At 54.4% G+C, this 22,142-nt stretch carries 23 protein-coding genes; 13 read left to right on the top strand and 10 right to left on the bottom strand.

Annotated features, from left to right (window positions below; translation table 11 throughout):
• Positions 1–18: 18 nt before the first annotated feature.
• On the bottom strand, positions 19–225 hold the full coding sequence (locus VIJ98_RS17585) for a hypothetical protein (protein ID WP_061720184.1): 207 nt from the start codon (positions 223–225) through the stop codon (positions 19–21).
• A 387-nt stretch (positions 226–612) separates the two neighbouring features.
• Here VIJ98_RS17585 and rpsF point away from each other — a divergent pair, with 387 nt between their 5' ends.
• From rpsF to rplI, 4 genes are read left to right on the top strand one after another with little or no spacing between them, the layout of a single operon-like run.
• Complete coding sequence (gene rpsF, locus VIJ98_RS17580; protein WP_007892026.1) at positions 613–1,008, top strand: 30S ribosomal protein S6; 396 nt, start codon at positions 613–615, stop codon at positions 1,006–1,008.
• 6 nt (positions 1,009–1,014) lie between these two features.
• Positions 1,015–1,332: a primosomal replication protein N gene (gene priB / locus VIJ98_RS17575; RefSeq protein ID WP_007892027.1), complete on the top strand. Its 318-nt coding sequence runs from the start codon at positions 1,015–1,017 to the stop codon at positions 1,330–1,332.
• A 4-nt stretch (positions 1,333–1,336) separates the two neighbouring features.
• The gene (gene rpsR, locus VIJ98_RS17570) at positions 1,337–1,564 is read left to right on the top strand and encodes a 30S ribosomal protein S18 (RefSeq protein ID WP_002210155.1); all 228 of its coding nucleotides are present in this window, start codon (positions 1,337–1,339) and stop codon (positions 1,562–1,564) included.
• A gap of 39 nt (positions 1,565–1,603) precedes the next feature.
• Positions 1,604–2,053 (top strand): 50S ribosomal protein L9, encoded by a 450-nt coding sequence (gene rplI / locus VIJ98_RS17565; protein WP_008103594.1) that lies wholly within the window; start codon positions 1,604–1,606, stop codon positions 2,051–2,053.
• 56 nt (positions 2,054–2,109) lie between these two features.
• On the opposite strand, the gene VIJ98_RS17560 is transcribed toward rplI, so the two are convergent.
• A complete protein-coding gene (locus tag VIJ98_RS17560) occupies positions 2,110–2,763 on the bottom strand; it encodes a LysM-like peptidoglycan-binding domain-containing protein (protein WP_312183872.1) in 654 nt (217 codons plus the stop codon).
• A 216-nt stretch (positions 2,764–2,979) separates the two neighbouring features.
• Between VIJ98_RS17560 and fklB the strand changes: the two genes are divergently transcribed.
• Positions 2,980–3,600: an FKBP-type peptidyl-prolyl cis-trans isomerase gene (gene fklB, locus VIJ98_RS17555; protein ID WP_008103590.1), complete on the top strand. Its 621-nt coding sequence runs from the start codon at positions 2,980–2,982 to the stop codon at positions 3,598–3,600.
• 34 nt (positions 3,601–3,634) lie between these two features.
• Here fklB and VIJ98_RS17550 read toward each other — a convergent pair whose 3' ends face one another.
• A complete protein-coding gene (locus VIJ98_RS17550) occupies positions 3,635–5,581 on the bottom strand; it encodes a bifunctional 2',3'-cyclic-nucleotide 2'-phosphodiesterase/3'-nucleotidase (protein WP_323275263.1) in 1,947 nt (648 codons plus the stop codon).
• A gap of 293 nt (positions 5,582–5,874) precedes the next feature.
• Here VIJ98_RS17550 and cysQ point away from each other — a divergent pair, with 293 nt between their 5' ends.
• On the top strand, positions 5,875–6,621 hold the full coding sequence (gene cysQ, locus VIJ98_RS17545; RefSeq protein WP_154154959.1) for a 3'(2'),5'-bisphosphate nucleotidase CysQ: 747 nt from the start codon (positions 5,875–5,877) through the stop codon (positions 6,619–6,621).
• A 34-nt stretch (positions 6,622–6,655) separates the two neighbouring features.
• Here cysQ and VIJ98_RS17540 read toward each other — a convergent pair whose 3' ends face one another.
• A complete protein-coding gene (locus VIJ98_RS17540; protein ID WP_323275261.1) occupies positions 6,656–7,219 on the bottom strand; it encodes a YtfJ family protein in 564 nt (187 codons plus the stop codon).
• A 314-nt stretch (positions 7,220–7,533) separates the two neighbouring features.
• On the opposite strand from VIJ98_RS17540, the gene VIJ98_RS17535 reads away from it, so the two are divergent.
• On the top strand, positions 7,534–7,740 hold the full coding sequence (locus tag VIJ98_RS17535) for a DUF1107 domain-containing protein (RefSeq protein ID WP_007892150.1): 207 nt from the start codon (positions 7,534–7,536) through the stop codon (positions 7,738–7,740).
• Positions 7,741–7,816: 76 nt separating this feature from the next.
• Here VIJ98_RS17535 and VIJ98_RS17530 read toward each other — a convergent pair whose 3' ends face one another.
• A complete protein-coding gene (locus VIJ98_RS17530; protein WP_061720179.1) occupies positions 7,817–9,154 on the bottom strand; it encodes a hemolysin family protein in 1,338 nt (445 codons plus the stop codon).
• Between the two features lie 452 nt (positions 9,155–9,606).
• Between VIJ98_RS17530 and VIJ98_RS17525 the strand changes: the two genes are divergently transcribed.
• From VIJ98_RS17525 to VIJ98_RS17515, 3 genes are read left to right on the top strand one after another with little or no spacing between them, the layout of a single operon-like run.
• On the top strand, positions 9,607–11,346 hold the full coding sequence (locus VIJ98_RS17525; RefSeq protein WP_323275258.1) for an autotransporter assembly complex family protein: 1,740 nt from the start codon (positions 9,607–9,609) through the stop codon (positions 11,344–11,346).
• Positions 11,343–15,113: a translocation/assembly module TamB domain-containing protein gene (locus tag VIJ98_RS17520; RefSeq protein WP_154154962.1), complete on the top strand. Its 3,771-nt coding sequence runs from the start codon at positions 11,343–11,345 to the stop codon at positions 15,111–15,113. The genes VIJ98_RS17525 and VIJ98_RS17520 overlap by 4 nt, the downstream gene beginning before the upstream one ends.
• Positions 15,114–15,115: 2 nt before the next feature.
• On the top strand, positions 15,116–15,469 hold the full coding sequence (locus VIJ98_RS17515) for a gamma-glutamylcyclotransferase (RefSeq protein WP_101762883.1): 354 nt from the start codon (positions 15,116–15,118) through the stop codon (positions 15,467–15,469).
• A gap of 53 nt (positions 15,470–15,522) precedes the next feature.
• On the opposite strand, the gene ppa is transcribed toward VIJ98_RS17515, so the two are convergent.
• From ppa to VIJ98_RS17500, 3 genes are all read right to left on the bottom strand, one after another.
• Positions 15,523–16,053 (bottom strand): inorganic diphosphatase, encoded by a 531-nt coding sequence (ppa, locus tag VIJ98_RS17510; protein ID WP_007892166.1) that lies wholly within the window; start codon positions 16,051–16,053, stop codon positions 15,523–15,525.
• A 100-nt stretch (positions 16,054–16,153) separates the two neighbouring features.
• Positions 16,154–16,603 (bottom strand): DUF441 domain-containing protein, encoded by a 450-nt coding sequence (locus tag VIJ98_RS17505; protein ID WP_008103576.1) that lies wholly within the window; start codon positions 16,601–16,603, stop codon positions 16,154–16,156.
• Positions 16,604–16,673: 70 nt separating this feature from the next.
• Complete coding sequence (locus tag VIJ98_RS17500) at positions 16,674–17,087, bottom strand: lysozyme inhibitor LprI family protein (RefSeq protein WP_154154965.1); 414 nt, start codon at positions 17,085–17,087, stop codon at positions 16,674–16,676.
• A 169-nt stretch (positions 17,088–17,256) separates the two neighbouring features.
• On the opposite strand from VIJ98_RS17500, the gene VIJ98_RS17495 reads away from it, so the two are divergent.
• Positions 17,257–18,819 (top strand): methyl-accepting chemotaxis protein, encoded by a 1,563-nt coding sequence (locus VIJ98_RS17495; protein WP_008103571.1) that lies wholly within the window; start codon positions 17,257–17,259, stop codon positions 18,817–18,819.
• Positions 18,820–18,922: 103 nt separating this feature from the next.
• Here VIJ98_RS17495 and VIJ98_RS17490 read toward each other — a convergent pair whose 3' ends face one another.
• Positions 18,923–19,195, bottom strand: a complete 273-nt coding sequence (locus VIJ98_RS17490) for a helix-turn-helix domain-containing protein (RefSeq protein ID WP_008103569.1) — start codon at positions 19,193–19,195, stop codon at positions 18,923–18,925.
• A 91-nt stretch (positions 19,196–19,286) separates the two neighbouring features.
• On the opposite strand from VIJ98_RS17490, the gene VIJ98_RS17485 reads away from it, so the two are divergent.
• Positions 19,287–19,565 carry a helix-turn-helix transcriptional regulator gene (locus VIJ98_RS17485; RefSeq protein WP_036648151.1) on the top strand — a complete coding sequence of 93 codons (279 nt, stop codon included), beginning with the start codon at positions 19,287–19,289 and terminating at the stop codon, positions 19,563–19,565.
• A gap of 27 nt (positions 19,566–19,592) precedes the next feature.
• Here VIJ98_RS17485 and fbp read toward each other — a convergent pair whose 3' ends face one another.
• Positions 19,593–20,600 (bottom strand): class 1 fructose-bisphosphatase, encoded by a 1,008-nt coding sequence (gene fbp, locus VIJ98_RS17480; protein WP_008103565.1) that lies wholly within the window; start codon positions 20,598–20,600, stop codon positions 19,593–19,595.
• 166 nt (positions 20,601–20,766) lie between these two features.
• Here fbp and mpl point away from each other — a divergent pair, with 166 nt between their 5' ends.
• The gene (gene mpl / locus VIJ98_RS17475) at positions 20,767–22,122 is read left to right on the top strand and encodes a UDP-N-acetylmuramate:L-alanyl-gamma-D-glutamyl-meso-diaminopimelate ligase (RefSeq protein WP_008103563.1); all 1,356 of its coding nucleotides are present in this window, start codon (positions 20,767–20,769) and stop codon (positions 22,120–22,122) included.
• Positions 22,123–22,142: the final 20 nt, after the last annotated feature.

Below are 22,142 nucleotides of genomic sequence, written 5' to 3'. Positions count from 1 at the left end.
CCCGTTTAAGTTGCCGAACTAAAGTTGTGATGACAACCGTTCGGCGGCGCTGGTATTGGCACTGACTGGGTTACTGCTTGCAGGCGCATCCAACCTATTAACGTAGACATAGCCTGATGCCGCGTTGCTGTTACTTCTCATCTGCTGCGCGTAGTCAGCGGAGCTGGCAAAAGCGGGTGGAGACAGGAAGAGACCCAGTAAAGTGGCGAAAATGATCATTTTCATAATCGACTCCAGACTCACAGGGATTGCACTCTCAGACGCGGCAAATAGGATTATTCGTTGCGCCTGTAAATAGTGTAGTTCTTAACCAACTTGCCGCCAGATCGTCCCATTGAACGCCTTGTTCAGAGAATTTGATCAAACGCTCGCTAACTCTCTGACGCATCTCACTTAGCACAAAAAGCCGCATCAGCTGGCACGATAGTCGCCATTTGATGAATTGTGCGCTTGAGTTTCCGTAAGGACGCCAGTATGATTACGCGTCAATTTTTCAGCTGCATTCAGAGGTGTGTTTCATTTTTTAAATGATTCGCAACCTATAACGTTCCTTGCTTCCGTGGGCCGCAGCTGACCCTGACAGGAGGCTGAATAATCCGTAAGGAGCTATCGATGCGTCATTACGAAATCGTATTTATGGTCCACCCTGACCAGAGCGAACAGGTTCCAGGTATGATCGAGCGTTACACTGGTGCTATCACCGGTGCACAGGGCACGATTCACCGTCTGGAAGACTGGGGCCGCCGTCAGCTGGCTTACCCAATCAACAAACTGCACAAAGCTCACTATGTTCTGCTGAACGTAGAAGCGCCGCAGGAAGTGATTGACGAGCTGGAAACTAACTTCCGCTTCAACGACGCCGTTATCCGCAGCATGGTTATGCGCGTTAAGCACGCGGTAACTGAAGCATCTCCGATGGTTAAAGCTAAAGACGAGCGTCGTGATCGCCGCGAAGACTTTGCTAACGAATCGGCTGATGACTCAGATGCTGGGGATTCTGAAGAGTAATCCGACATGACGGCAAATCGACTGCGCCTGTCTGGCACTGTGTGCAAGACGCCGGTTCGAAAAGTCAGTCCGTCAGGGATTCCTCATTGCCAGTTCGTGCTTGAGCATCGTTCTGTGCAAGAGGAAGCCGGTTTCCACCGGCAAGCCTGGTGTCAAATGCCGGTGATTATCAGCGGCAGCACCCATCAGGTGATTACTCAACATATAACGGTCGGCACGCAACTCACTCTTGAAGGCTTCATTAGCTGCCATCAGGCACGCAATGGTCAGAGCAGAATGGTGTTACATGCCGAGCAGATTGATTTGATAGATTCTGGAGACTAGCCAAATGGCACGTTATTTCCGTCGTCGCAAGTTCTGCCGTTTCACCGCGGAAGGCGTTGTAGAGATTGATTACAAAGATATCGCTACACTGAAAAACTACATTACCGAAAGCGGTAAAATTGTCCCGAGCCGTATTACCGGTACTCGTGCAAAATACCAGCGCCAGCTCGCTCGTTGCATCAAGCGCGCTCGCTACCTGTCCCTGCTTCCGTACACTGATCGTCATCAGTAATCGGTAGTTGTCCATTAACGACTTTAAGAGGATAAGGTAATGCAAGTTATTCTGCTTGATAAAGTAGCAAACCTGGGCAGCCTGGGTGATCAGGTTAACGTTAAAGCGGGCTACGCTCGTAACTTCCTGGTTCCACAGGGTAAAGCTGTTCCTGCTACCAAGAAAAACGTTGAGTTCTTCGAAACACGTCGCGCTGAACTGGAAGCCAAACTGGCTGACGTTCTGGCTGCTGCTAACGCACGTGCAGAGAAAATCAACGCACTGGGCAACGTAACCATCGCGTCTAAATCAGGCGACGCTGGTAAACTGTTCGGTTCCATCGGTACCCGTGACATCGCTGATGCAGTAACTGCAGCTGGCGTTGAAGTGGCTAAAAGCGAAGTTCGTCTTCCAGAAGGCGTACTGCGCACCACCGGTGAGCACGAAGTTGACTTCCAGATCCATAGCGAAGTATTCGCTAAACTGGTTGTGAATGTAGTTGCTGAGTAAGTTCACTCAGTAATGCGAAAACGCCGGCCTTGCGCCGGCGTTTTTGTTTCTGCGATTTACTGAGCGCGGATAAAGCTGCCATCCGGCTGACGCGTAAACAGCACCGGACCGTTGCTGCCATCCACCGTTAAACCGGTCACCACGCCTTGCGCGTTCTGACGAATCTTCACCTGCTGACCATTCTGCAACGCGCTCAGCGGCTGACCATCACCTTCGACACGCGCCATGGCAAACACATCATTCACCGGCAAATTGTTGTCGCGGAACAGCTGCGCCAGCGTCTGGCCTGATGCCACATTGTAGGTGCGCCATTCGCCCTGCGAATCGGTTTTCGGCGGCGTGTTCTGCTGTTGATTGTTATCGTAAATCTCCGCCTGCATTGGTACTTCTTTAGCGTTAGTGTCTGCCGGACGCTCAACCGGATACTGTGGCGTACTGCTTGGCCAGAGAAACGCCAGCAGCAGCACCAGCAGGGCAATAACAATGCCGCGACGATGCAAAGCGGGCAGCGGATCCATCCAGCGCACATCATCCAGCAAATGCCAGACGCGCTGCAGTGCGGCGGGAACGCGGGAAGGGTGATCGGAAGCCATTCGTGAATCCTCCTCGCTGGCGGCTTTGCGCGGAATGCGCGGCAGCCAACGTTGCAACCAAGGTAATAAAGTACGCGGTGCGCGCGTCCTGCGACGTCGTGGGGCGATCTGGCCCATGTATTCTCTCTTGTTCCGACGGTGGCAGGTGAAAACCTCGCCACAGCTATAGTATGAGCAATGCTGACAGGAAGTGCCTGGCAGCATTGAAAAATTTGACCGCTGTATTGTTTCCGTTTCGCCGGGAAATGTCATCTGCGGCGCGTGAGATTTTACGCCAGCCGCCCGCGCTGGTATGCTGCCGGTTCTATTTTTCTCCGGGATTAAGGAATCAAGATGACGACCCCTTCATTCGACAGCGTCGAATCACAAGCAAGTTACGGTATCGGTTTACAGGTAGGCCAGCAGCTGCAAGAGTCTGGACTGCAGGGTCTGCAGCCAGAAGCACTGCTCGCCGGCCTGCGCGACGCGCTGGAAGGGAACTCACCGGCCGTCCCGGTTGACGTGGTACATCGCGCACTGCGTGAAGTGCACGAACGCGCTGAAGGCGTGCGTCGTGAGCGTGTAGAAGCGATGGCGGCAGAAGGTCAGACTTTCCTTGAGCAGAACGCACAGCGCGAAGGCGTAAGCAGCACCGAAACCGGTCTGCAGTTCAGCGTCATCACCCAGGGCGAGGGGCCAATCCCTTCACGTCAGGATCGTGTACGCGTGCATTACACCGGCAAACTGATCGATGGCACCGTATTCGACAGCTCAGTCGCGCGTGGCGAGCCGGCAGAATTCCCGGTTAGCGGCGTAATCGCGGGTTGGATCGAAGCGCTGACGCTGATGCCAGTCGGTTCCAAGTGGGAACTGGCGATTCCACACAACCTCGCTTACGGCGAGCGCGGTGCAGGTGCCTCTATCCCGCCATTCAGCACCCTGATTTTCGAAGTTGAGCTGCTGGAAATTCTGTAAGTAGCAAGAGGGCGGCAATCGCCGCCCTTATTCGTCATTTCTTCTGCAAATCCACCTGCCACAGCGCAAAACCTATCTCATCGCTGCCCACGGCTTTCATCGGGTAATCGGCATGCTGCTCGATAAATTTCGTCGCTTTTTCGCCAGGCGCGGTTTCAAAACGGATATCCAGCGGCGTGGTGCTATTAATTTTTGCTAAACGCCAGTTGTGATCGGCCTGCGGTTTCACTTCGCCATGCGCTTTGGTTTCGCTGCTGATATAAGCGGCAACCACCGAGCGGTTCTCATCCGGAGATGCGAAGGCAATATACTTATCGCCGGTACCGGCAAACTTGCCGCCATAAGCACGGTAGTTATTGGTGGCGACCAGGAAAGTGGCATCAGGATCGATTGGCTTGCCTTGCCAACTGAGATCCTTAATGCGCGAAGCCCCTTTATTGATCAGCGTACATTCCGCGTCATAGCGCGCCGGTTGTGTGACATCGATTTGATACTGCACGCCATCGATCACATCAAAGTTATAGGTGCGGAAATCCCAGTTAATCAGCGATTGCGGTTTGCTGCTGTGCGGGTCGATTTGATTAAACTGCGCGGCTGAGCACTCCAGCCACTCTTTCACCTGTGCACCGCTGACTTTCATCACCACCAGCGTATTGGGATAGAGATAGAGATCGGCGGCGTTACGGAAGGTGAGATTACCTTTTTCCACTTCGACATAGCTGGCGGGATCGTTTTTACGACCACCGGCTTTAAACGGCGCGGCGGCGGAGAGCACCGGCAAGCGACCAAGATCAGGATCGCCCTGAATAAAATGCTCAACGTAAGCGCGCTGCGCGTTGTTAACGATCTGCACCGTAGGATCGTCCTGCACCAGCGACAGGTAGCTGTACATCACGTCGGCAGATTTACCGATCGGTTTGGCAACAAACTCGCGCGTGGCGCGGTGATCCTGCTCCAGCACTTTCACCAGATCGGCATCTTCAGCCGCCAGCGATTTTTTCGCTGCGCTGTCATAAATTGGGCGCGCTTCGGCTTTGCCCTGCGCGACCTGCCATTTGCCGCCCTCATTATTTAGCACCAGATCGACCACACCAAGATGATCGCCCCACATGCCGGGCATCACCGACGGAACACCGTTGAGCGTGCCTTGGGCGATATCAGCGCCTTTAATTGCCGCAAACTCTTTGCTCGGGAACACCGCGTGAGCGTGGCCGAACATGATGGCGTTGATGCCGGGAACCTGGCTGAGATAGTAAACCGAATTTTCTGCCATGGCGTGATAGGGTTCACTGCTCAAACCGGAATGCGGAATAGCGATGATTATTTCAGCACCTTTTGCGCGCATTTCCGGCACATAACGTTTCGCTGTTTCAGTGATGTCATCAACCCGTACTTTTCCCTGCAGATTGTTGCGATCCCACACCATAATCTGTGGCGGAACGAAGCCGATGTAACCAATTTTCAGCTTATGCGGCTTGCCGTCACGGTCTGTTACCGTGGTTTCTTTGATTAAGTAGGGCGTAAACAGCGGTTTTCCACTTTTCTCGTCGATAATGTTGGCATTGACGTAAGGAAAACGCGCGCCGGCCAGCGCTTTTTGCAGATAGGGTAAGCCGTAATTGAATTCATGATTACCGAGGTTTCCGACCGCGTAATCCAGCGTGTTCATCGCTTTATACACCGGATGTACTTCGCCCGTTTTCAGCCCTTTCGCCGCCATGTAATCGCCCAGCGGACTGCCTTGAATAATATCGCCGTTATCGACCAGCACGCTGTTCTTCGCTTCGGCGCGCGCCTGCTGAATTAAGGTGGCGGTGCGCACCAGGCCGAACTTCTCCGTCGGCGTATCTTTGTAATAATCGAAATCCATCATATTGCTGTGCAGATCGGTGGTTTCCAGAATGCGCAGATCCACCGTAGCAGCCTGTACCGTGGCGGCAGTAATACAGAGTGCCAATAACGACATGCTCGCTTTGAACATCGCTTGCTCCTTGTTCGGTCCAATGGGCCTCTCAAAATAATGTAAAACCATGACGAATTATCATTTCAATTTGTGATGGAGCTCGGACTTTCATCCAATATCTGCTGCCGGGCCGCCATAAAAGCGCATTCAGCATCCCGCCATAGCCGCCGCTGTTGAACAATGGTATTGATAATCATATAGATTGCCGGAGCAGACAGCACAGTCGCAGGCTGTTGAATGACAACTGCTAAAATAAGAACAGATTGGCGGTTGGTGTCTGACGGGCAGAATCAGCAGAAAAGAGGTAAAGAATGTTAGATAAAATTTGTCAGCTGGCACGTGATGCGGGCGATGCCATTATGCAGGTTTATAACGGTGCAGAGCCGGTTGATGTGACCCGCAAGTCGGATGATTCTCCAGTCACCGCGGCCGATCTCGCGGCGCATCGCGTTATTGTGCAAGGCCTGAAGGCGCTTTCGCCGGAGGTGCCGGTGCTGTCTGAAGAGGATCCACCGAGCTGGGACGTCCGTCAGCACTGGCAGAAATACTGGCTGGTCGATCCGCTGGATGGCACCAAAGAGTTTATCAAGCGCAACGGCGAGTTCACGGTCAATATCGCGCTAATCGAAAACGGAAAGCCGGTATTGGGCGTGGTGTACGCGCCGGTGCTGGGCGTGATGTATTCGGCTGCTGAAGGTAAAGCCTGGAAAGAAGAAAACGGCCATCAGACGCAGATCCACGCGCGTGAAGCGCGTCCACCGTTGGTGGTGGTAAGCCGTTCGCATTTTGATAGCGATACCGAGTTGCAGGAGTATCTGCATCAGCTTGGCGAGCATCAAACCACCGCAATTGGCTCATCGCTGAAGTTCTGTCTGGTGGCCGAAGGCAGCGCGCAGCTTTATCCGCGCTTCGGGCCAACTAACATCTGGGATACTGGCGCAGGCCATGCGGTGGCGATTGCCGCCGGCGCGCATGTCCACGATTGGCAGGGCAAAACTCTCGATTACGCCCCGCGCGAATCGTTCCTCAATCCTGGTTTCCGCGTATCACTGTTTTAAGATTTGTAGGGTCGCCATTTATGGCGACCTTCACTCACTTCTGCAACAACTCATGAATTAACTTTATCGCCTGCTGCACTTCATCCTGCGTCAGCGGACCATCTTTGACGTAACGCACATGTGCGGTGTTATCCAGCACTACAATCGCCGATCCCCCTTTCTCCAATTGCCATGCCTGACGCGCGCTGCCGTTGCTATCGACGATAAACTGCGACCACGGATACTGCTGCTTATTGCTCTCAATGCTGCTGCGCACAAACATGCCGGTGCCAGGAATCGCATCGTCGGTATTGACGATAGTGGTGGTTTGATAACGATCGTGCGGCAGATGCGCGGCTTTGATGGCTTCAATTAACGCCGCGTTCTGCTCTTTCGCCGAAGAACGACCGGCAATATGCAGGATGACGCGAACTTTTCCGCTCAGCTGCGCGCTATTCCAGGATTTGTAGCTAAACTTATCTTCATCTTGTTGATAAACCAGCTCTCCTTTGTCGTTAACGCCAACAGCGGGCACGCGTTCACCCAGTTTGAATGCATGTGCCGAAGCCAGGCCAGGCAGCAGCAGTGCCAGTGCTATCACAGTGTGTCTCAAACGCATTTATCAAACTCCTTGGTGATCCGACCAGTTGTTCATGTTCCTGCAATATTAGGCATGGATGATGCGTCTGTCGCAATGAGTTAACAGGTTTGCAACCTATGCCACAATTCCATAATGAGTGAAGGTTTATACTGGGTTTCGTGAGGCTGATAACAGAGTATTCTGTAATGATGTGTCAATTCAGTAAATAATTCACCTTTTCGGAACATTGGTAAGAAAGGATGCTCTATAGTTATGCCTCATTTGCGCTTCATGGGTTCGTACCAAATTTGGTCACGACGGAGCGTATTAAACATTTTCAGGAGTTAAACAGCATGAAGATCTTCCAGCGCTATAATCCGCTGCAAATTGCGAAATATGTAAAAACGCTATTTAGAGGAAGGTTGTACATCAAGGATGTGGGCGCGTTCGAGTTTGATAAGGGCAAAGTGATGTTGCCGCGTGTCAAAGATAAACAGCATCTCAGCGTGATGTCAGAAATCAATCGCCAGGTGCTGCGGCTGCAAGCCGAGTACAACTAAGTAAGCATAAGAAAGGGCGCCGATGGCGCCCTCAGTTTTTTGTGCGATTGTTGGTTGGTTGCCATGAATGGTGACCCTACGATGACTCTGCTTCATCCAGCGCATTCTTGGTCACATTCAGCACCGGCGGGCGCTCATCAATACGCGTAACCAGCAGTTGGTCGATGCGGTAGCTATCAATATCCACCACTTCAAACTTGTAGCCGGAAAACTTCACAAAGTCGGTACGCTTCGGAATCTTGCGCAGCATGTACATCATGAAGCCGCCGATGGTTTCGTAGTTGCCAGATTGCGGGAAATCATCGATATCCAGCACACGCATCACGTCATCAATTGGCGTTCCGCCTTCCACCAGCCATGAGTTCTCATCACGCGCGACAATCTGCTCTTCCTGACCCTGGCCCACCAAATCGCCCATCAACGTGGTCATCACATCATTCAGCGTAATGATGCCGACCACCAGCGCGTATTCGTTCATGATCACCGCGAAGTCTTCACCGGCGGTTTTGAAGCTTTCCAGCGCTTCGGAGAGCGTCAGCGTATCCGGCACAATCAGCGCAGAACGAATATTCACACCGCTGTTCAGCGTCAGGCTTTGATTGCCCAACACACGCAGCAGCAGCTCTTTGGAATCGACATAGCCGACGATGTGGTCGATATCGCCATCGCAGACAATGAATTTGGAGTGCGGATGCTGGGCGATTTTGGTTTTCAGCGTGGTTTCATCTTCGTGTAAATCGAACCACACCACGTTCTCGCGCGAGGTCATCGATGACGGCACGGTGCGTGATTCCAGCTCAAACACGTTTTCAATCAACTCATGTTCCTGCTTACGCAGCACGCCCGCCAGCGCACCGGCTTCGACCACCGCATAAATATCGTCGGAGGTGATGTCGTCTTTACGCACCATCGGCAGTTTGAATAGGCGGAAGAAGACGTTCGCCAGGCCGTTGAACAGCCACACCAGCGGACGCAGCACCACTAAGCAGAAGCGCATCGGGTTGATGATGCGCAGCGCCACTGCTTCCGGAGCAATCATGCCGACGCGTTTTGGCGTCAGGTCAGCAAACAGAATGAACAGGCTGGTCACGATGGTGAAGGAGCAGATAAAGCTGAGCTGTTCAGCCAATTCGGGTGCCACAAAGCGGCTGAATAAGCTATTAAAGGCGGGCGAGAAGGCGGCATCGCCGACGATACCGCCGAGGATGGCGACGGCATTCAGGCCAATCTGCACCACGGTGAAGAACATGCCAGGTTGTTCCTGCATCTTCAGCACACGCTGGGCATTGATGTTGCCTTCGTCAGCCAGCAGCTTCAGCTTGATCTTACGGGCGGCTGCCAGCGAGATCTCTGAAAGGGAAAAAAATGAACTGATGACTATCAGTAAAAGAATGACAAGCAAGCTATCGAGCATAAAAGATCCGTTGGGTTAATCACTTGTCATTTTTGGCCTGGGCAGCGCGGGAGTGGGCGTACGTCCGGTACTTGCCAGTCAAACAGGCTATCCGTGCCAAAAATGTCTGCGCCATATCGACAAGATAAAGTTAACGTCGGGGCAGAAAAAGGTGCAGGCGAGGCCTGCTGGTCGCTGATTATAGCAGCAGCGCTTATCATGCCGCTATAGGGGCATGATAAGCGCTCGGATTAATCCGAGTGAGCAACCGTCTGCTGAAGAACAAGCTTGTGCTTGTTGTATCGTTTCCCCCATTTACCGACAATAGGTCACAATTTGGCTTAGTCGCCGGGTTTACGCCGATAGGCAGAAAAAAGGCGGCTATGCTGATGGGTACACGCGCGGTGATGATACCCTTCCAGAGAATAAACGCCCCTGCGGAATAGGGGCCGGCATTATTAACAGGAGTACGTGTGCCACGATTTCATATTTATTGTTTGGCCAGCCTGTTGCTTGCTGCACCTGCCGTTGAGGCAGCCAAAGTGCGCTTGCAGTTGGACGGTCTTACCGGGGATTTACAGAAGAACGTCAGGGCACGCTTGTCCACTATCGGCAGTGACGAAGTGTCGAACGACGGCCGTTTCCGCGCGCGTGTTGCGGAAGCGATCAAAGAAGGCCTACGTGCGCTGGGTTATTACGAACCTGAGATCGATTTCGAATCGCGCCCGGCACCGCCACAAGGTGGTCGTCCGGTATTGATCGCGCACGTTAAGCCCGGCGAACCGGTCAAGATCGGCGGTAGCACCATCGTGATTGAAGGTGAAGCCCGCACCGACAAGGATTATCAAGCCTGGGTCAAACAGGGCACGCCGAAAGTAGGTACACAGCTCAATCACGGCGACTACGACAAATTTAAAAACGGCTTCTCCAGCCTGGCATTGCGTAATGGTTACTTCGACGGTGACTTTAAGCAAAGCCAGCTTGGCGTTTCGGTTGAACGGCGCGAAGCCTTCTGGGATATCAATTACGATAGCGGCCCGCGCTACCGTTTTGGCGATGTCGGTTTCCAGGGCTCGCAAATCGACGAAGCCTATCTGCAAAATCTGGTGCCATTTAAAAAGGGCGATCACTACAGCTCGCGCGATCTGGCGGAACTCAACCGCCGCTTATCGGCAACTGGCTGGTTCAACTCGGTGGTGGTCGCGCCTGAATTTGATAAAGGCCGTCAAACCAAAGTGCTGCCGCTGAATGCGGTGGTATCGCCACGCGTGGAAAACACCATTGAAACCGGCGTTGGTTACTCCACCGATGTCGGGCCGCGCATTAAAGGCACGTGGAAAAAACCGTGGATCAACAGCAGCGGCCACAGCCTGGCCGCCAGCGCCTACGTCTCTGCGCCTGAGCAGCAGCTCGATCTCAGCTACAAAGTTCCGCTGCTGAAAAGTCCGCTCGAGCAGTATTACACCTTCTCCGGCGGCGTGAAGCGCACCGATCTTAATGACACTAAAGCTGATACCACCACGCTGGCGATGTCGCGTAACTGGGACAGCAGCAGCGGCTGGCAGAAGGCGATTAACCTGCGCTGGAGCCTCGACCACTTTACCCAAGCCAGCGTTACCAACACCACCATGCTGCTCTATCCGGGCGTCAGCCTGAACCGAACCCGTTCGCGCGGCGGTTTGATGCCGACGTGGGGCGATTCGCAGCGTTACTCGGTCGACGTGTCGGATACCACATGGGGTTCGGACGTTGATTTCGTCATCCTGCAGGCGCAAAACGTCTGGATTCGCACGCTCGCCGATAAGCATCGCTTTGTGGCGCGCGGCAATGTTGGCTGGATTGAAACCAACGACTTCGACAAAGTGCCGCCGGATCTGCGCTTCTTCGCCGGTGGTGATCGCAGTATTCGCGGTTACAAATACAAAGACGTATCGCCACGTGATGACAATGGCAAGCTGACCGGCGCCTCGAAAATGGCCACCGGCTCGCTTGAGTATCAATACAACGTGACCGGCAAATGGTGGGGCGCGGTGTTCGTCGATTCTGGTGAAGCGGTCAACGACATCAAGCAGAGCAACCTGAAAACCGGCGCCGGCTTCGGCGTGCGCTGGTCATCTCCGGTAGGGCCGATCAAGTTTGATATCGCGCGGCCGATTGGCGACGACAAGGAGCATGGATTGCAATTTTATGTAGGATTGGGGCCTGAACTATGAAGCTGTGGAAAAAGGTCCTGATTGGCATCGGTATTTTTCTGGTGCTGCTGTTTGGCAGCATCGCGTTTCTGGTGGGCACCACGCCGGGTTTGCATCTGCTGCTGAAAGGCGCCGATCGCTGGGTGCCAGGTTTGTCGATCAAACAGGTTGAAGGTGGCTGGCGCGACCTGACGCTAAGCGGCGTGAAGTATGAAATGCCGGGCGTCAGTGTGGATGCCGGACGTTTTCATCTGGCGCTGAATCTCAACTGCCTGCTGCATTCGTCAGTGTGTGTGAATGACATCGCGCTGCAGGATGTCAGCGTGGTGGTGGATAGCAAAAAAATGGCGCCAGCCAGCGCACCACCGCCGGAAGAGCAGAGCGGCAGCACCAATCTCAGCACGCCGTATCCGATTACGCTCAGCAAAGTTGGACTGCATAACATCAACGTTAAAGTTGATGACACGGCGATTTCCCTGCTCGATTTCACCACCGGCCTGCAGTGGCAGGATCGTGCACTGACGCTGACGCCAACCCATATCCAAAGCCTGCTGATTGCGCTGCCGAAAGCGGCCAAAGTGGTTGATGAGCAAGTGGTGCAGCCAAAAGTGCAGCAGCCGCAGCCGGATGAAAAGCCGCTGGGTGAAACGCTGCAGGCCATGTTCGCCAAGCCGCTGTTACCGGACATGCCGGACTTCCAGCTGCCGCTGGATATCACCGTGCAGGAACTGCTGGGTGAACAGCTGCGCATTACCGGCGATACCGACGTATCAATCACGCGTCTGTTGTTAAAAGCCAAAACCGCCGATCGCCATCTGCAGCTGGAAACCTTCGATGTCGATTCGCCGCAAGGACAGGTGAACGCCAGCGGTGAAGCGACATTGGCCGATAACTGGCCGGTGAATTTCGCGCTTAACGGCACGCTCAATCTCGACCCGATCAAGGGCGAGAAGATCAAAATGAACCTCGCGGGTGCGATGCGTGATGAGCTGAAACTCGGGCTGAATCTTTCCGGTCCAGTGCGTGCGCAGCTGGATGCGACCACGCAACTTGCGGTTGCCGGTTTACCGCTGGCGCTGAAACTCACCAGCCCGCAGCTGCGCTGGCCGCTCACCGGCGCGGTGCAGTATCAGGCGGATAATCTCGATTATCAGTTCAAAGGCAAAGCCACCGATTACGTGATGTCGCTGCGCACCGCAGTGAAAGGCGAAGGCGTGCCGCCCGCGACTATTGCGCTCGACGGCAAAGGCAACGAGCAGCAGTTCAACCTCGATAAGCTGCGCGTGGCGGCGCTGCAGGGCAACATCGATCTGACGGCGCTGGTGGACTGGAGCAAAGCCATCAGCTGGCGCAGCGAATTGACGCTCTCCGGCATCAACACCGCCAAACAGTATCCGGATTGGCCAGCGAAGCTGGATGGCAAAATTGCCACGCGCGGCAGCCTGTACGGCGGAAGCTGGCAGCTCAGCGTGCCGCAGTTGGAACTGAAAGGTAACGTCAAGCAGAACGCGGTGAGCGCCAAAGGTACCTTGACCGGCAACAGCTATAACCAGTGGAAAGTGCCCGGCCTTAACATTGCGCTGGGCCGCAACCATCTGGACGTGAAGGGCGAGTTGGGCGACACGCTTAACCTTGATGCCAACATTGATGCGCCAAATCTGGATAACGCGCTGCCGGGCCTGGGCGGCGTCGCCAAAGGCACCGTCAAAGCGCGCGGTACTTTGCAGGCGCCGCAGCTGCTGGCCGATCTCACCGCTACCGGTTTGCGCTGGCAGCAGCTGCAAATCCGTCGCGTGGCGTTACAGGGCGATGTGAAATCCAGCGATCAGATCGCCGGTAAGCTGCAACTGCGCGTGGAACAGCTGCAGCAGGACGCGCTAAAAGTGAACCTGCTGACGCTGAACGCCGACGGCAACGAAAAGCAGCATCAGCTGAAGCTCGACGTACAGGGCGAACCGGTTTCCGGTCAGCTGGCGCTGAACGGCAGCTTTGATCGCAAAACCGAGCGCTGGCAGGGCAATCTCAACAACACGCGTTTCGACACGCCGGTAGGCGAATGGCGACTGACGCGGGCGATGGCGATTGATTACCTCAACAGCAAGCAAACCGCCACCATTGGGCCGCACTGCTGGCAAAACCCGAACGCGCAGCTGTGCGTACCGGAACCGATTGAAGCCGGTGCCAGCGGACATGCGCATGTGGTGCTAAACCGCTTCGATCTGGCGATGATCAAACCGTTCCTCACCGATGCCACCAAACTGAACGGCGTGTTCAGCGGTGATGCGCGTGTCAACTGGACCGCCGACGGCGCGCTGCCAACCGGCACCGTCGCGCTGAAAGGCAGCGGCGTGAAAGTGGAGCAGGACGTGCAGGGCAACACCTTGCCGATCGCCTTCGATACCCTGAACCTGAATGCCGCGCTGCGTAACGGTCGCGCTCAGCTCGATTGGCTGATCCATATCGTCAACAACGGCCAGCTGAGCGGCAATGTGCAGATCGCCGATCCGGAGAACCGGCGTCAGCTGTCGGGCAACATTGGCATCAGCAATATTTCGCTGGCGATGCTGAATCCGGCGCTGATGCAGGGCGAGAAAATCAAAGGCAACCTGAACAGCAATCTGCGCCTTGGCGGCACGCTGCAGCAGCCGCAGGTGTTTGGTCAGTTGGGGCTGAGCGATGTGGATGTCGATGGCAGCTTTATGCCGGTCGATCTCACCGCCGCCAATCTCAACATGGTGTTCAACGGCATGAGTTCAACGCTCAACGGCATGATTCAGACGGCGCAGGGCAATCTTAACCTGAGCGGTAACGCCGACTGGAGCCAGCTGGATAACTGGCGTGCGCGCGTGGCGGCACAAGGCAGCCGCATCCGCGTCACCGTGCCGCCGATGGTGCGCATGGATGTCTCTCCGGATCTGGTGTTTGAAGCCACGCCAGCCGCATTCAGTCTCGACGGCAGAGTGGATATTCCGTGGGCGCGCATTACCGTGCAGGAAGTGCCGGAAAGCGCCACCGGCGTCTCTTCCGATGAGGTGATGCTGGATCAAAATCTCAAACCGATTCAGCCGAAAACCGCCGCGATCCCGATCAACAGCAATCTGGTGATCCACGTCGGTAATGATGTGCGCCTTTCGGCGTTTGGCCTGAAAGCCAAACTGAATGGCGATCTCAAACTGGTGCAGGATAAAAATGGCTTAGGCTTAAACGGCCAGATCAATATCCCATCCGGCCGCTTCCATGCGTATGGTCAGGATCTGGTGGTGCGCAAAGGTGAGCTGCAGTTCGCTGGGCCGCCGGATCAGCCGTACGTCAACCTCGAGGCGATCCGTAATCCAGAGGCTACCGAAGACGATGTCACCGCTGGATTACGGGTAACCGGACTGGCAGATGAGCCGAAAGTGGAAGTGTTCTCCGATCCGGCGATGTCGCAGCAGGAAGCGCTTTCCTACCTGTTACGTGGTCAGGGACTCAACAGCGATGGCGACAGCAACGCATTAACTTCAGCGCTTGTTGGATTGGGGGTTGCGCAAAGTGGTCAGGTTGTGGGTAAAATCGGCGAGACCTTCGGTGTCAGTAATCTCGCGGTTGATACCGCTGGCGTAGGCGATAGCCAGCAGGTGCAGGTGAGTGGTTACGTGTTGCCGGGTCTACAAGTAAAATACGGTGTTGGCATATTTGATTCACTGGCGACCTTAACCTTGCGTTATCGCCTGATGCCCAAACTCTATTTAGAAGCCGTGTCGGGTCTCGATCAGGCACTGGATCTGCTCTATCAGTTTGAGTTTTAGCAATGCGAATAATTGTCTATGGCAGTTTACGGCGCAAACAGGGAAACAGTCATTGGATGACGAATGCGCAGTGGCTCGGCGACCATCAGATTGTGGGGTTTGATCTCTACAATCTGGGTCACTATCCGGGCGTGGTGGAAGGAGAAGGCAGCGTCTATTGCGAGGTGTATCGCATTGACGCCAGCACGCTCGGCGAACTTGATGCCTTGCGCACCAAAAATGGCGAATACAAACGCCAGCTTATTCAGACGCCTTACGGCAGTGCCTGGCTGTATGTCTATCAGCGTTCAGTCGCGGGTCGCACGCATATCGCGAGCGGTGACTGGTTAAGGCGAGATGGCGAAACAGAGGCATAAATAAAAACACCGTCCAATGGACGGTGTTTTTTTATGCATGGCAGAAAACAGGCTTATTTCTTCTGCGCGCGCTCGTAAGAGGCGATGATTTCAGCTTTGGCCGCTTCTGCGTTGTCCCAGCCGTCAACCTTCACCCATTTGCCTTTTTCCAGATCTTTGTAGTGCTCGAAGAAGTGGGTGATCTGCGCTTTCAGCAGTTCTGGCAGGTCGTTCACATCTTTGATGTGATCGTACTCTTTGCTCAGCTTGGTGTGCGGAACCGCAACCAGTTTGGCATCTTCGCCAGACTCGTCGGTCATTTTCAGCACGCCAACGGGACGGCAGCGGATCACTGAGCCCGGCACCAGCGGATACGGGGTTGGCACCAGTACGTCAACCGGATCACCATCCAGAGACAGCGTGTGGTTGATGTAACCGTAGTTGCACGGATAGAACATGGCGGTAGACATGAAACGGTCTACAAACAGGGCGCCAGACTCTTTGTCGACTTCATATTTGATCGGATCGGCATTAGCCGGGATCTCAATGACAACGTAGATATCTTCTGGCAACTCTTTACCTGCAGGCACCTGGTTCAAACTCATCTGGCTTTCCTTCATTAGTCATATGTTGAGTGACGGCTATTATAGCCAACTGACTCTGAAAGTATGCCCCCTTTTTGGCGTTTCGGAATGCTCCAACCCGCTACTTCGCGGTGACAAACAGCGAGACGATCCCCGCAGCAATCAGTGGTCCGACCGGCACACCACGAAAGAAGGCCACGCCAATCACCGTACCAATCAACAGCCCACCAATCACCGACGGCTGCACGCTCATAAAGTTGACGCCGCGTCCGCCGAGCCAGGCGACAAAAACGCCCACCACAATCGCGATAATCGATTGCCAGTTGGCGAACGATTTCAACAGCGAAGAAGCCGGCAGCGTGCCGCTGGCCAGCGGCGCCATCACCGCAACGGTAAGGATGATAATGCCAATCTGAATGCCCTGTTTTTCCACATAGGGAAAGAATTGCGACAGCGGAGTGAGCTTAATCGCCAGCAGGATCAGAATCGAGATGGTAACGGCGCTGTTATGAACGAAATAGCTGAGGACGGCGAGGCAAACAAGAATGATGGTGGAGGCATAAGCAGCCATGGTTTCTCCCTGCAGATTAATGGGCGCGCTGGCCGATGCCAGCGCTAAGCGTATTAAACGCTTACATTAATCAACAATCGTCGGGGTTGGCGCAACTGCCTTTGTTAATTGATTGCAACATCAGCGCCTGATTGCGCACCAGACTCACGCCCTGCGCTCCGACCGATAGCGCGGCCATCGTGCCCTGGCTGCTAACAAAATAGCTGCGGCTGGCATCCAGCCAGCTGTCGCGATAAGTCAGCCACGCGCGCTGGGCGTTGCGCAATTTGTCTTTAGGCGCGCCGGTTAATTTTTTCATCGCTTGGGTGTACTGCGCGTTCATCTCTTTATCCCAGGCTTTATTGGCCGTGCCGTAGCATTGAGACATGCCGGCGGTGCTGGATTCCTTATTCAGACACTGCTCGAGCTGTTGATCGATAGGGTTTTGTTGCGCCGCAGCAAAACCACTGACCAACAAACACGCCATCGGGAGCCATTTTTTCATCGTTTCAATCCTTAAATTTTGCTGGGGCAGACTTCAGTAAAAGTGAAGTCTGGGTGATCGTCAGCCAATTGACCATCAACAATGGATAAAGTTTCCGCGATCAACTGCCGATAATCTTTCCGTTTTAGGGCCAGCGGATTTCTGCCTTTTCTTGCAAACGGGGATAATCATGTTCAAACAGCTATCAATTCGTACTGCATTACTCACGCTTTTGGCTTTTATGACGCTGCTGCTACTGGCAGTCAGCGCGATGGGCATCTCGGCCATCAACGCAGGCAATCAATCACTGGATGCGCTCAACCGCATACAGGGGATTGAGCTCAACGCCTTGTATCAAAGTCGTTCCGAACTGATGCGCGCTCGCGCCAATGCTGCATTGGCGGTGCGTAAAATTGAAATTGGTTTACTGGATGACGGCGATGTTGTCACCAAACAAACCCAGGCGGCAGTAGAAAGTTCTCATAAGTATTTGCAGGCCTTTGTGGAGGCCGGAACGGTCACCGCTCACGGCAAAACGCTGGCTGATGCCGTCGTCGCGACCTATAACGCGTACGAGAAAGAGGGCATCACGCCGATGATTGATGCCCTGAAAAAGCAGTACACCGATGAATATTATCAGGTGCTGGAGGGCAAACAGTCGGCGCTGGCGGCCAGTTACTCGAAAGCGGTGAATGATTTTAGCATCTACGCCAATGAAGTCTCGGCGGCGCGTCTGGCGCAGGCCGCGCATGATGAGCTGCAGCTGAAGATTCTGATTGGCGTTTCCGTGGCGCTGACCTTGCTGCTGATTGCGCTGGCCTGGCAGTTGCTGCGTCGTCTGCTGCTGCGTCCACTCGACGGCGCAATTCTGCATCTGGAGCAAATTGCGGCGGGCGATTTATCACAGCCGCTGCCAGCCGCCGGAAAGAATGAGTTAGGTCGTCTCAATCAGGCGCTGGCGAATATGCAGCTGGCGCTCAGCAGTTCGGTCAGTCAGGTACGTGAAGCCAGTTTGCAGATTGATGTGGGCAGCCGCGAATTAGCGGCAGGCACCGTGCATCTTTCCCAGCGTACCGAAGAGTCAGCCGCCTCGCTGGAGCAAACTGCCGCCAGCATGGAGCAACTTACCGCCACCGTGCGTCTCAATGCCAGCAATGCCAAAGAGGCTAATCAGCTTGCCAGCAATGTCTCCGACAGCGCCGATCGCGGTGCCGAAGTGGTCGGTTACGTGATGGAGAAGATGCAGGAGATCACCCAAAGCTCCAACCGCATCGGCGACATCCTCAGCGTGATTGATGGCATTGCCTTCCAGACCAACATCCTGGCGCTGAACGCCGCGGTTGAAGCTGCGCGTGCCGGTGAACAAGGGCGCGGCTTCGCTGTAGTCGCTAATGAAGTGCGCACGCTGGCCGGTCGCAGCGCTACCGCCGCCAAAGAGATCCGCGAGCTGATCGCGGAATCGCAGACGCGGGTGCAAGAGGGCAGCGACATGGCCACGCGCGCGGGCGAAACCATGGATGAGATCTCCAGCGAAGTGATGCGTGTCACCACGCTGATGAAAGAGATCTCCATCGCCTCGGAAGAGCAGAGTCGCGGTATCGAGCAGGTGAATCAGGCGGTGACGCAGATGGATGAAGCTGCGCAGCAGAACGCCGCGTTAGTCGAAGAAGCCAGCGCCGCGACGCAATCGCTGGAAGCGCAGTCGCAGCAGTTGCAGGATTCGATGGCGCAATTCCGCGTGTCTGCGGCGTAATGAAGTTAATAGGTGTGAAATAAGTTGGGTCGCTATTTATAGCGACCCAATAATTAATTTATCGCAGCGCGTATTTAGACGTAGCGAATCATTAAGCCGGAATTTAATTACTTTTATGCGTGCGAATGATTTCGGCTAGCGCATCATCTTCCGCGTAAAAATAGGCGGCGGGTATTTCTAATACGTCCGCCAATCGCTGCGCTGTATCCAAATCAACCTGATGAATTCCATTCTCGTAACGATTAATTCGTGTGCTGGCAACAAACTCATCGATCCCCGCCGCAATCCCCAATCCTTTTTGAGACAAACCCTTAGCCAGACGCGCTTGTTTCAAGCGTCTTTGGAAGGTTAGCTGGAGAGAGGAGGTCGATTTCATGGCTACGAGAATCGTAGATTTACTGCTTGTCAGATACTACGAGTAACGTAGTATCGTAAATAGAACAGATAAGCGGACTAAGGAGAGTTACGTGAATAATGCAAAACAAGACTGGCATCCTGCCGATATTATTGCTGCTCTGCGAAAGAAAGGAACTTCAATGGCGGCGGTGTCGCGGCAATCGGGATTATGTTCAACCACGCTCGCCAATGCATTAGTGCGGCCGTGGCCAAAAGGGGAATTATTAATTGCCGAAGCGATTGGTATTTCACCCGCAGAAATTTGGCCGAGTCGTTATTATGCGGAAGATGGCGCGTTAATTGATCGCCAGGCCAAAATCAGAAATATGAAAACAAAAAGCCCGCACTAAGGCGGGCTTGGTACAGCGGGAACAAACTTACGCTGAATGGTCGTCCGGATATTCACGGATGAAGCGTTCAACGTCGCCCACCATCGCGTCGTTGCCGCAGAAGAACGGGCAGCGTTGATGCAGCGTTTCTGGCTGGATGTCGAGGATGCGATTGGCACCATCGCTGGCTTTACCGCCCGCTTGCTCCGCCAGGAAGGCCATTGGGTTGCATTCGTACAACAGACGCAACTTACCTTTCGGATGGCTGGCAGTGCTTGGGTAAAGGTAGATGCCGCCTTTCAGCAGGTTACGGTGGAAATCGGCCACCAGTGAACCAATGTAGCGCGAGGTATACGGGCGCTTGGTGGCGATATCTTCTTCCTGACAGAACTTCAGGTATTTCTTCACGCCCTGCGGGAAGCGAATGTAGTTACCTTCGTTGATCGAGTAGGTGTAACCCTTCTCCGGGAAGGTCATGCGTTCGTGGCTCAGGCAGAACACGCCGAGCGACGGATCGTAAGTAAACGCATGCACGCCCACGCCGGTGGTGTAAACCATCATGGTGGAAGAACCGTAAACCACGTAACCCGCCGCAACCTGCTTGTTGCCCGGCTGCATGAAGTCAGCTTCGGTGATTGGCGTACCCGGCTCGCTGATGCGATGGTAGATTGAGAAAATGGTGCCGACGGAAACGTTAACGTCGATGTTCGAAGAACCATCCAGTGGATCCATCAACACAACGTATTTGCCATTCTCTGAGCCTTCAAAGATGACGAACTCGTCTTCTTCTTCCGACGCGATACCGGCCACCACGCCGCGCGCTTTCAGGGCGGCTTTCAGCTTTTCGTTGGCAAACAGATCGAGTTTCATCTGCTGCTCACCCTGCACGTTTTCCACGCCGCTGGCACCCAGAATATCCACCAGACCCGCTTTGTTGATGTCGCGGTGGATAATTTTAGCGCCAAGCTTAATGGAAGAAATCAGCGCCGTCAGTTCACCTGTGGCGTGTGGAAAGTCGTGTTGCTTCTCGACGATGAATTCGCCTAACGTTTTCATAACACATTCCCTGCATCTACGATGGAGTGGCAGCAGCTGTAACAAGCTACCAACGTATGAGCGCAGTTTAGCCGATTGAACTTTAAAAACCATAGTCCTAATCCGTTTCTTCCCTCTCAACTCGGCGTTACACTGTGCGCCGAACTTTTGAGTAATGGATCTCTTTATGCGTATTCACATCCTCGGGATTTGTGGCACTTTCATGGGCGGACTGGCGATGCTGGCACGCTCGCTGGGACATGAAGTTACCGGCTCAGACGCCAATGTCTATCCGCCGATGAGCACGTTGCTGGAGCAGCAAGGCATTGAATTGACAGAAGGTTACGATGCCAGCCAGCTCGATCCGCAACCGGATCTGGTGATCATTGGTAACGCGATGACGCGCGGCAATCCTTGTGTGGAAGCGGTACTGGAACGCAACATTCCTTACCTCTCTGGCCCGCAATGGCTGCACGATTTCGTGCTGCGCGATCGTTGGGTGCTGGCGGTGGCGGGAACCCACGGCAAAACCACCACAGCCGGCATGGCAGCGTGGATTCTCGAGGCCTGCGGCCTGGAACCGGGCTTTATCATCGGTGGTGTGCCAGGAAACTTCGAGGTTTCGGCAAAATTAGGAAAAAGTCCATTCTTCGTCATTGAAGCGGATGAGTACGACAGCGCGTTCTTCGACAAGCGTTCCAAGTTTGTGCATTACTGCCCGCGCACGCTGATCCTCAACAACCTCGAATTCGATCATGCGGATATCTTTGACGATCTGCGCGCCATCCAGAAGCAGTTTCATCACTTGATCCGCATCGTGCCGGGCCAGGGCAAGATCCTGCTGCCGGAGCACGATAACAACATCAAGCAAGTGATGGCGATGGGCTGCTGGAGCGAGCAGGAAAGCGTGGGCGATAACGGTCACTGGCAGGCGAAAAAGCTGACGCCGGACTCGTCACATTGGGAGATCTGGCTCGACGGCGAGAAAGTTGGCGAAGTGAACTGGGCGCTGGTGGGCGAGCACAACATGCACAATGGCCTGATGGCGATTGCGGCGGCGCGTCATGTTGGTGTGAAACCGGTGGATGCGGGTGAAGCGCTGAGCAGCTTCATTAATGCCCGTCGTCGTCTCGAACTGCGTGGTGAAGTGAACGCCATCAAGGTGTACGACGATTTTGCTCACCATCCGACTGCGATTCTCGCCACGCTGGCGGCGCTGCGCAGCAAAGTGGGCGGCACGGCACGCATTCTGGCGGTGCTGGAACCGCGTTCAAATACCATGAAGATGGGCGTGAGCAAGAACGAGTTAGCACCATCGCTGGGGCGCGCAGACGAAGTGTTCCTGTTCCAGCCGCACCATATTCCGTGGCAGGTTTCCGATGTGGCCGAGGCGTGCATTCAGCCGGCGCAGTGGAGCGCGGATATCGATACGCTGGTGGAAATGGTGGCGAAGAAAGCCCAGCCAGGCGATTCGATTCTGGTGATGAGTAACGGCGGGTTTGGTGGTATTCACCAGAAACTGCTGGAGCGGTTAGGGCGGTGATGGTGCGGTGGCCATAAATG

Origin of the sequence: Pantoea sp. S18 (assembly GCF_045689705.1) — a bacterium.
Lineage (GTDB): Bacteria > Pseudomonadota > Gammaproteobacteria > Enterobacterales > Enterobacteriaceae > Pantoea > Pantoea symbiotica.
Note: the sequence above shows the minus strand (reverse complement) of the source record. Positions and strands in the feature narration are given on the sequence as shown.

What these genes read in the sequence shown, in the direction of transcription:
- cysQ (WP_154154959.1), top strand. Translation starts at nt 5,875, where the DNA reads ATGTTAGATAAAATTTGTCAGCTGGCACGTGATGCGGGCGATGCCATT.
- VIJ98_RS17530 (WP_061720179.1), bottom strand. Translation starts at nt 9,154, where the DNA reads ATGCTCGATAGCTTGCTTGTCATTCTTTTACTGATAGTCATCAGTTCA.
- VIJ98_RS17520 (WP_154154962.1), top strand. Translation starts at nt 11,343, where the DNA reads ATGAAGCTGTGGAAAAAGGTCCTGATTGGCATCGGTATTTTTCTGGTG.
- priB (WP_007892027.1), top strand. Translation starts at nt 1,015, where the DNA reads ATGACGGCAAATCGACTGCGCCTGTCTGGCACTGTGTGCAAGACGCCG.
- fklB (WP_008103590.1), top strand. Translation starts at nt 2,980, where the DNA reads ATGACGACCCCTTCATTCGACAGCGTCGAATCACAAGCAAGTTACGGT.
- VIJ98_RS17535 (WP_007892150.1), top strand. Translation starts at nt 7,534, where the DNA reads ATGAAGATCTTCCAGCGCTATAATCCGCTGCAAATTGCGAAATATGTA.
- VIJ98_RS17560 (WP_312183872.1), bottom strand. Translation starts at nt 2,763, where the DNA reads ATGGGCCAGATCGCCCCACGACGTCGCAGGACGCGCGCACCGCGTACT.
- VIJ98_RS17515 (WP_101762883.1), top strand. Translation starts at nt 15,116, where the DNA reads ATGCGAATAATTGTCTATGGCAGTTTACGGCGCAAACAGGGAAACAGT.
- VIJ98_RS17540 (WP_323275261.1), bottom strand. Translation starts at nt 7,219, where the DNA reads ATGCGTTTGAGACACACTGTGATAGCACTGGCACTGCTGCTGCCTGGC.
- fbp (WP_008103565.1), bottom strand. Translation starts at nt 20,600, where the DNA reads ATGAAAACGTTAGGCGAATTCATCGTCGAGAAGCAACACGACTTTCCA.
- VIJ98_RS17585 (WP_061720184.1), bottom strand. Translation starts at nt 225, where the DNA reads ATGAAAATGATCATTTTCGCCACTTTACTGGGTCTCTTCCTGTCTCCA.
- rplI (WP_008103594.1), top strand. Translation starts at nt 1,604, where the DNA reads ATGCAAGTTATTCTGCTTGATAAAGTAGCAAACCTGGGCAGCCTGGGT.
- VIJ98_RS17505 (WP_008103576.1), bottom strand. Translation starts at nt 16,603, where the DNA reads ATGGCTGCTTATGCCTCCACCATCATTCTTGTTTGCCTCGCCGTCCTC.
- ppa (WP_007892166.1), bottom strand. Translation starts at nt 16,053, where the DNA reads ATGAGTTTGAACCAGGTGCCTGCAGGTAAAGAGTTGCCAGAAGATATC.
- VIJ98_RS17550 (WP_323275263.1), bottom strand. Translation starts at nt 5,581, where the DNA reads ATGTTCAAAGCGAGCATGTCGTTATTGGCACTCTGTATTACTGCCGCC.
- VIJ98_RS17500 (WP_154154965.1), bottom strand. Translation starts at nt 17,087, where the DNA reads ATGAAAAAATGGCTCCCGATGGCGTGTTTGTTGGTCAGTGGTTTTGCT.
- rpsF (WP_007892026.1), top strand. Translation starts at nt 613, where the DNA reads ATGCGTCATTACGAAATCGTATTTATGGTCCACCCTGACCAGAGCGAA.
- rpsR (WP_002210155.1), top strand. Translation starts at nt 1,337, where the DNA reads ATGGCACGTTATTTCCGTCGTCGCAAGTTCTGCCGTTTCACCGCGGAA.
- mpl (WP_008103563.1), top strand. Translation starts at nt 20,767, where the DNA reads ATGCGTATTCACATCCTCGGGATTTGTGGCACTTTCATGGGCGGACTG.
- VIJ98_RS17490 (WP_008103569.1), bottom strand. Translation starts at nt 19,195, where the DNA reads ATGAAATCGACCTCCTCTCTCCAGCTAACCTTCCAAAGACGCTTGAAA.
- VIJ98_RS17495 (WP_008103571.1), top strand. Translation starts at nt 17,257, where the DNA reads ATGTTCAAACAGCTATCAATTCGTACTGCATTACTCACGCTTTTGGCT.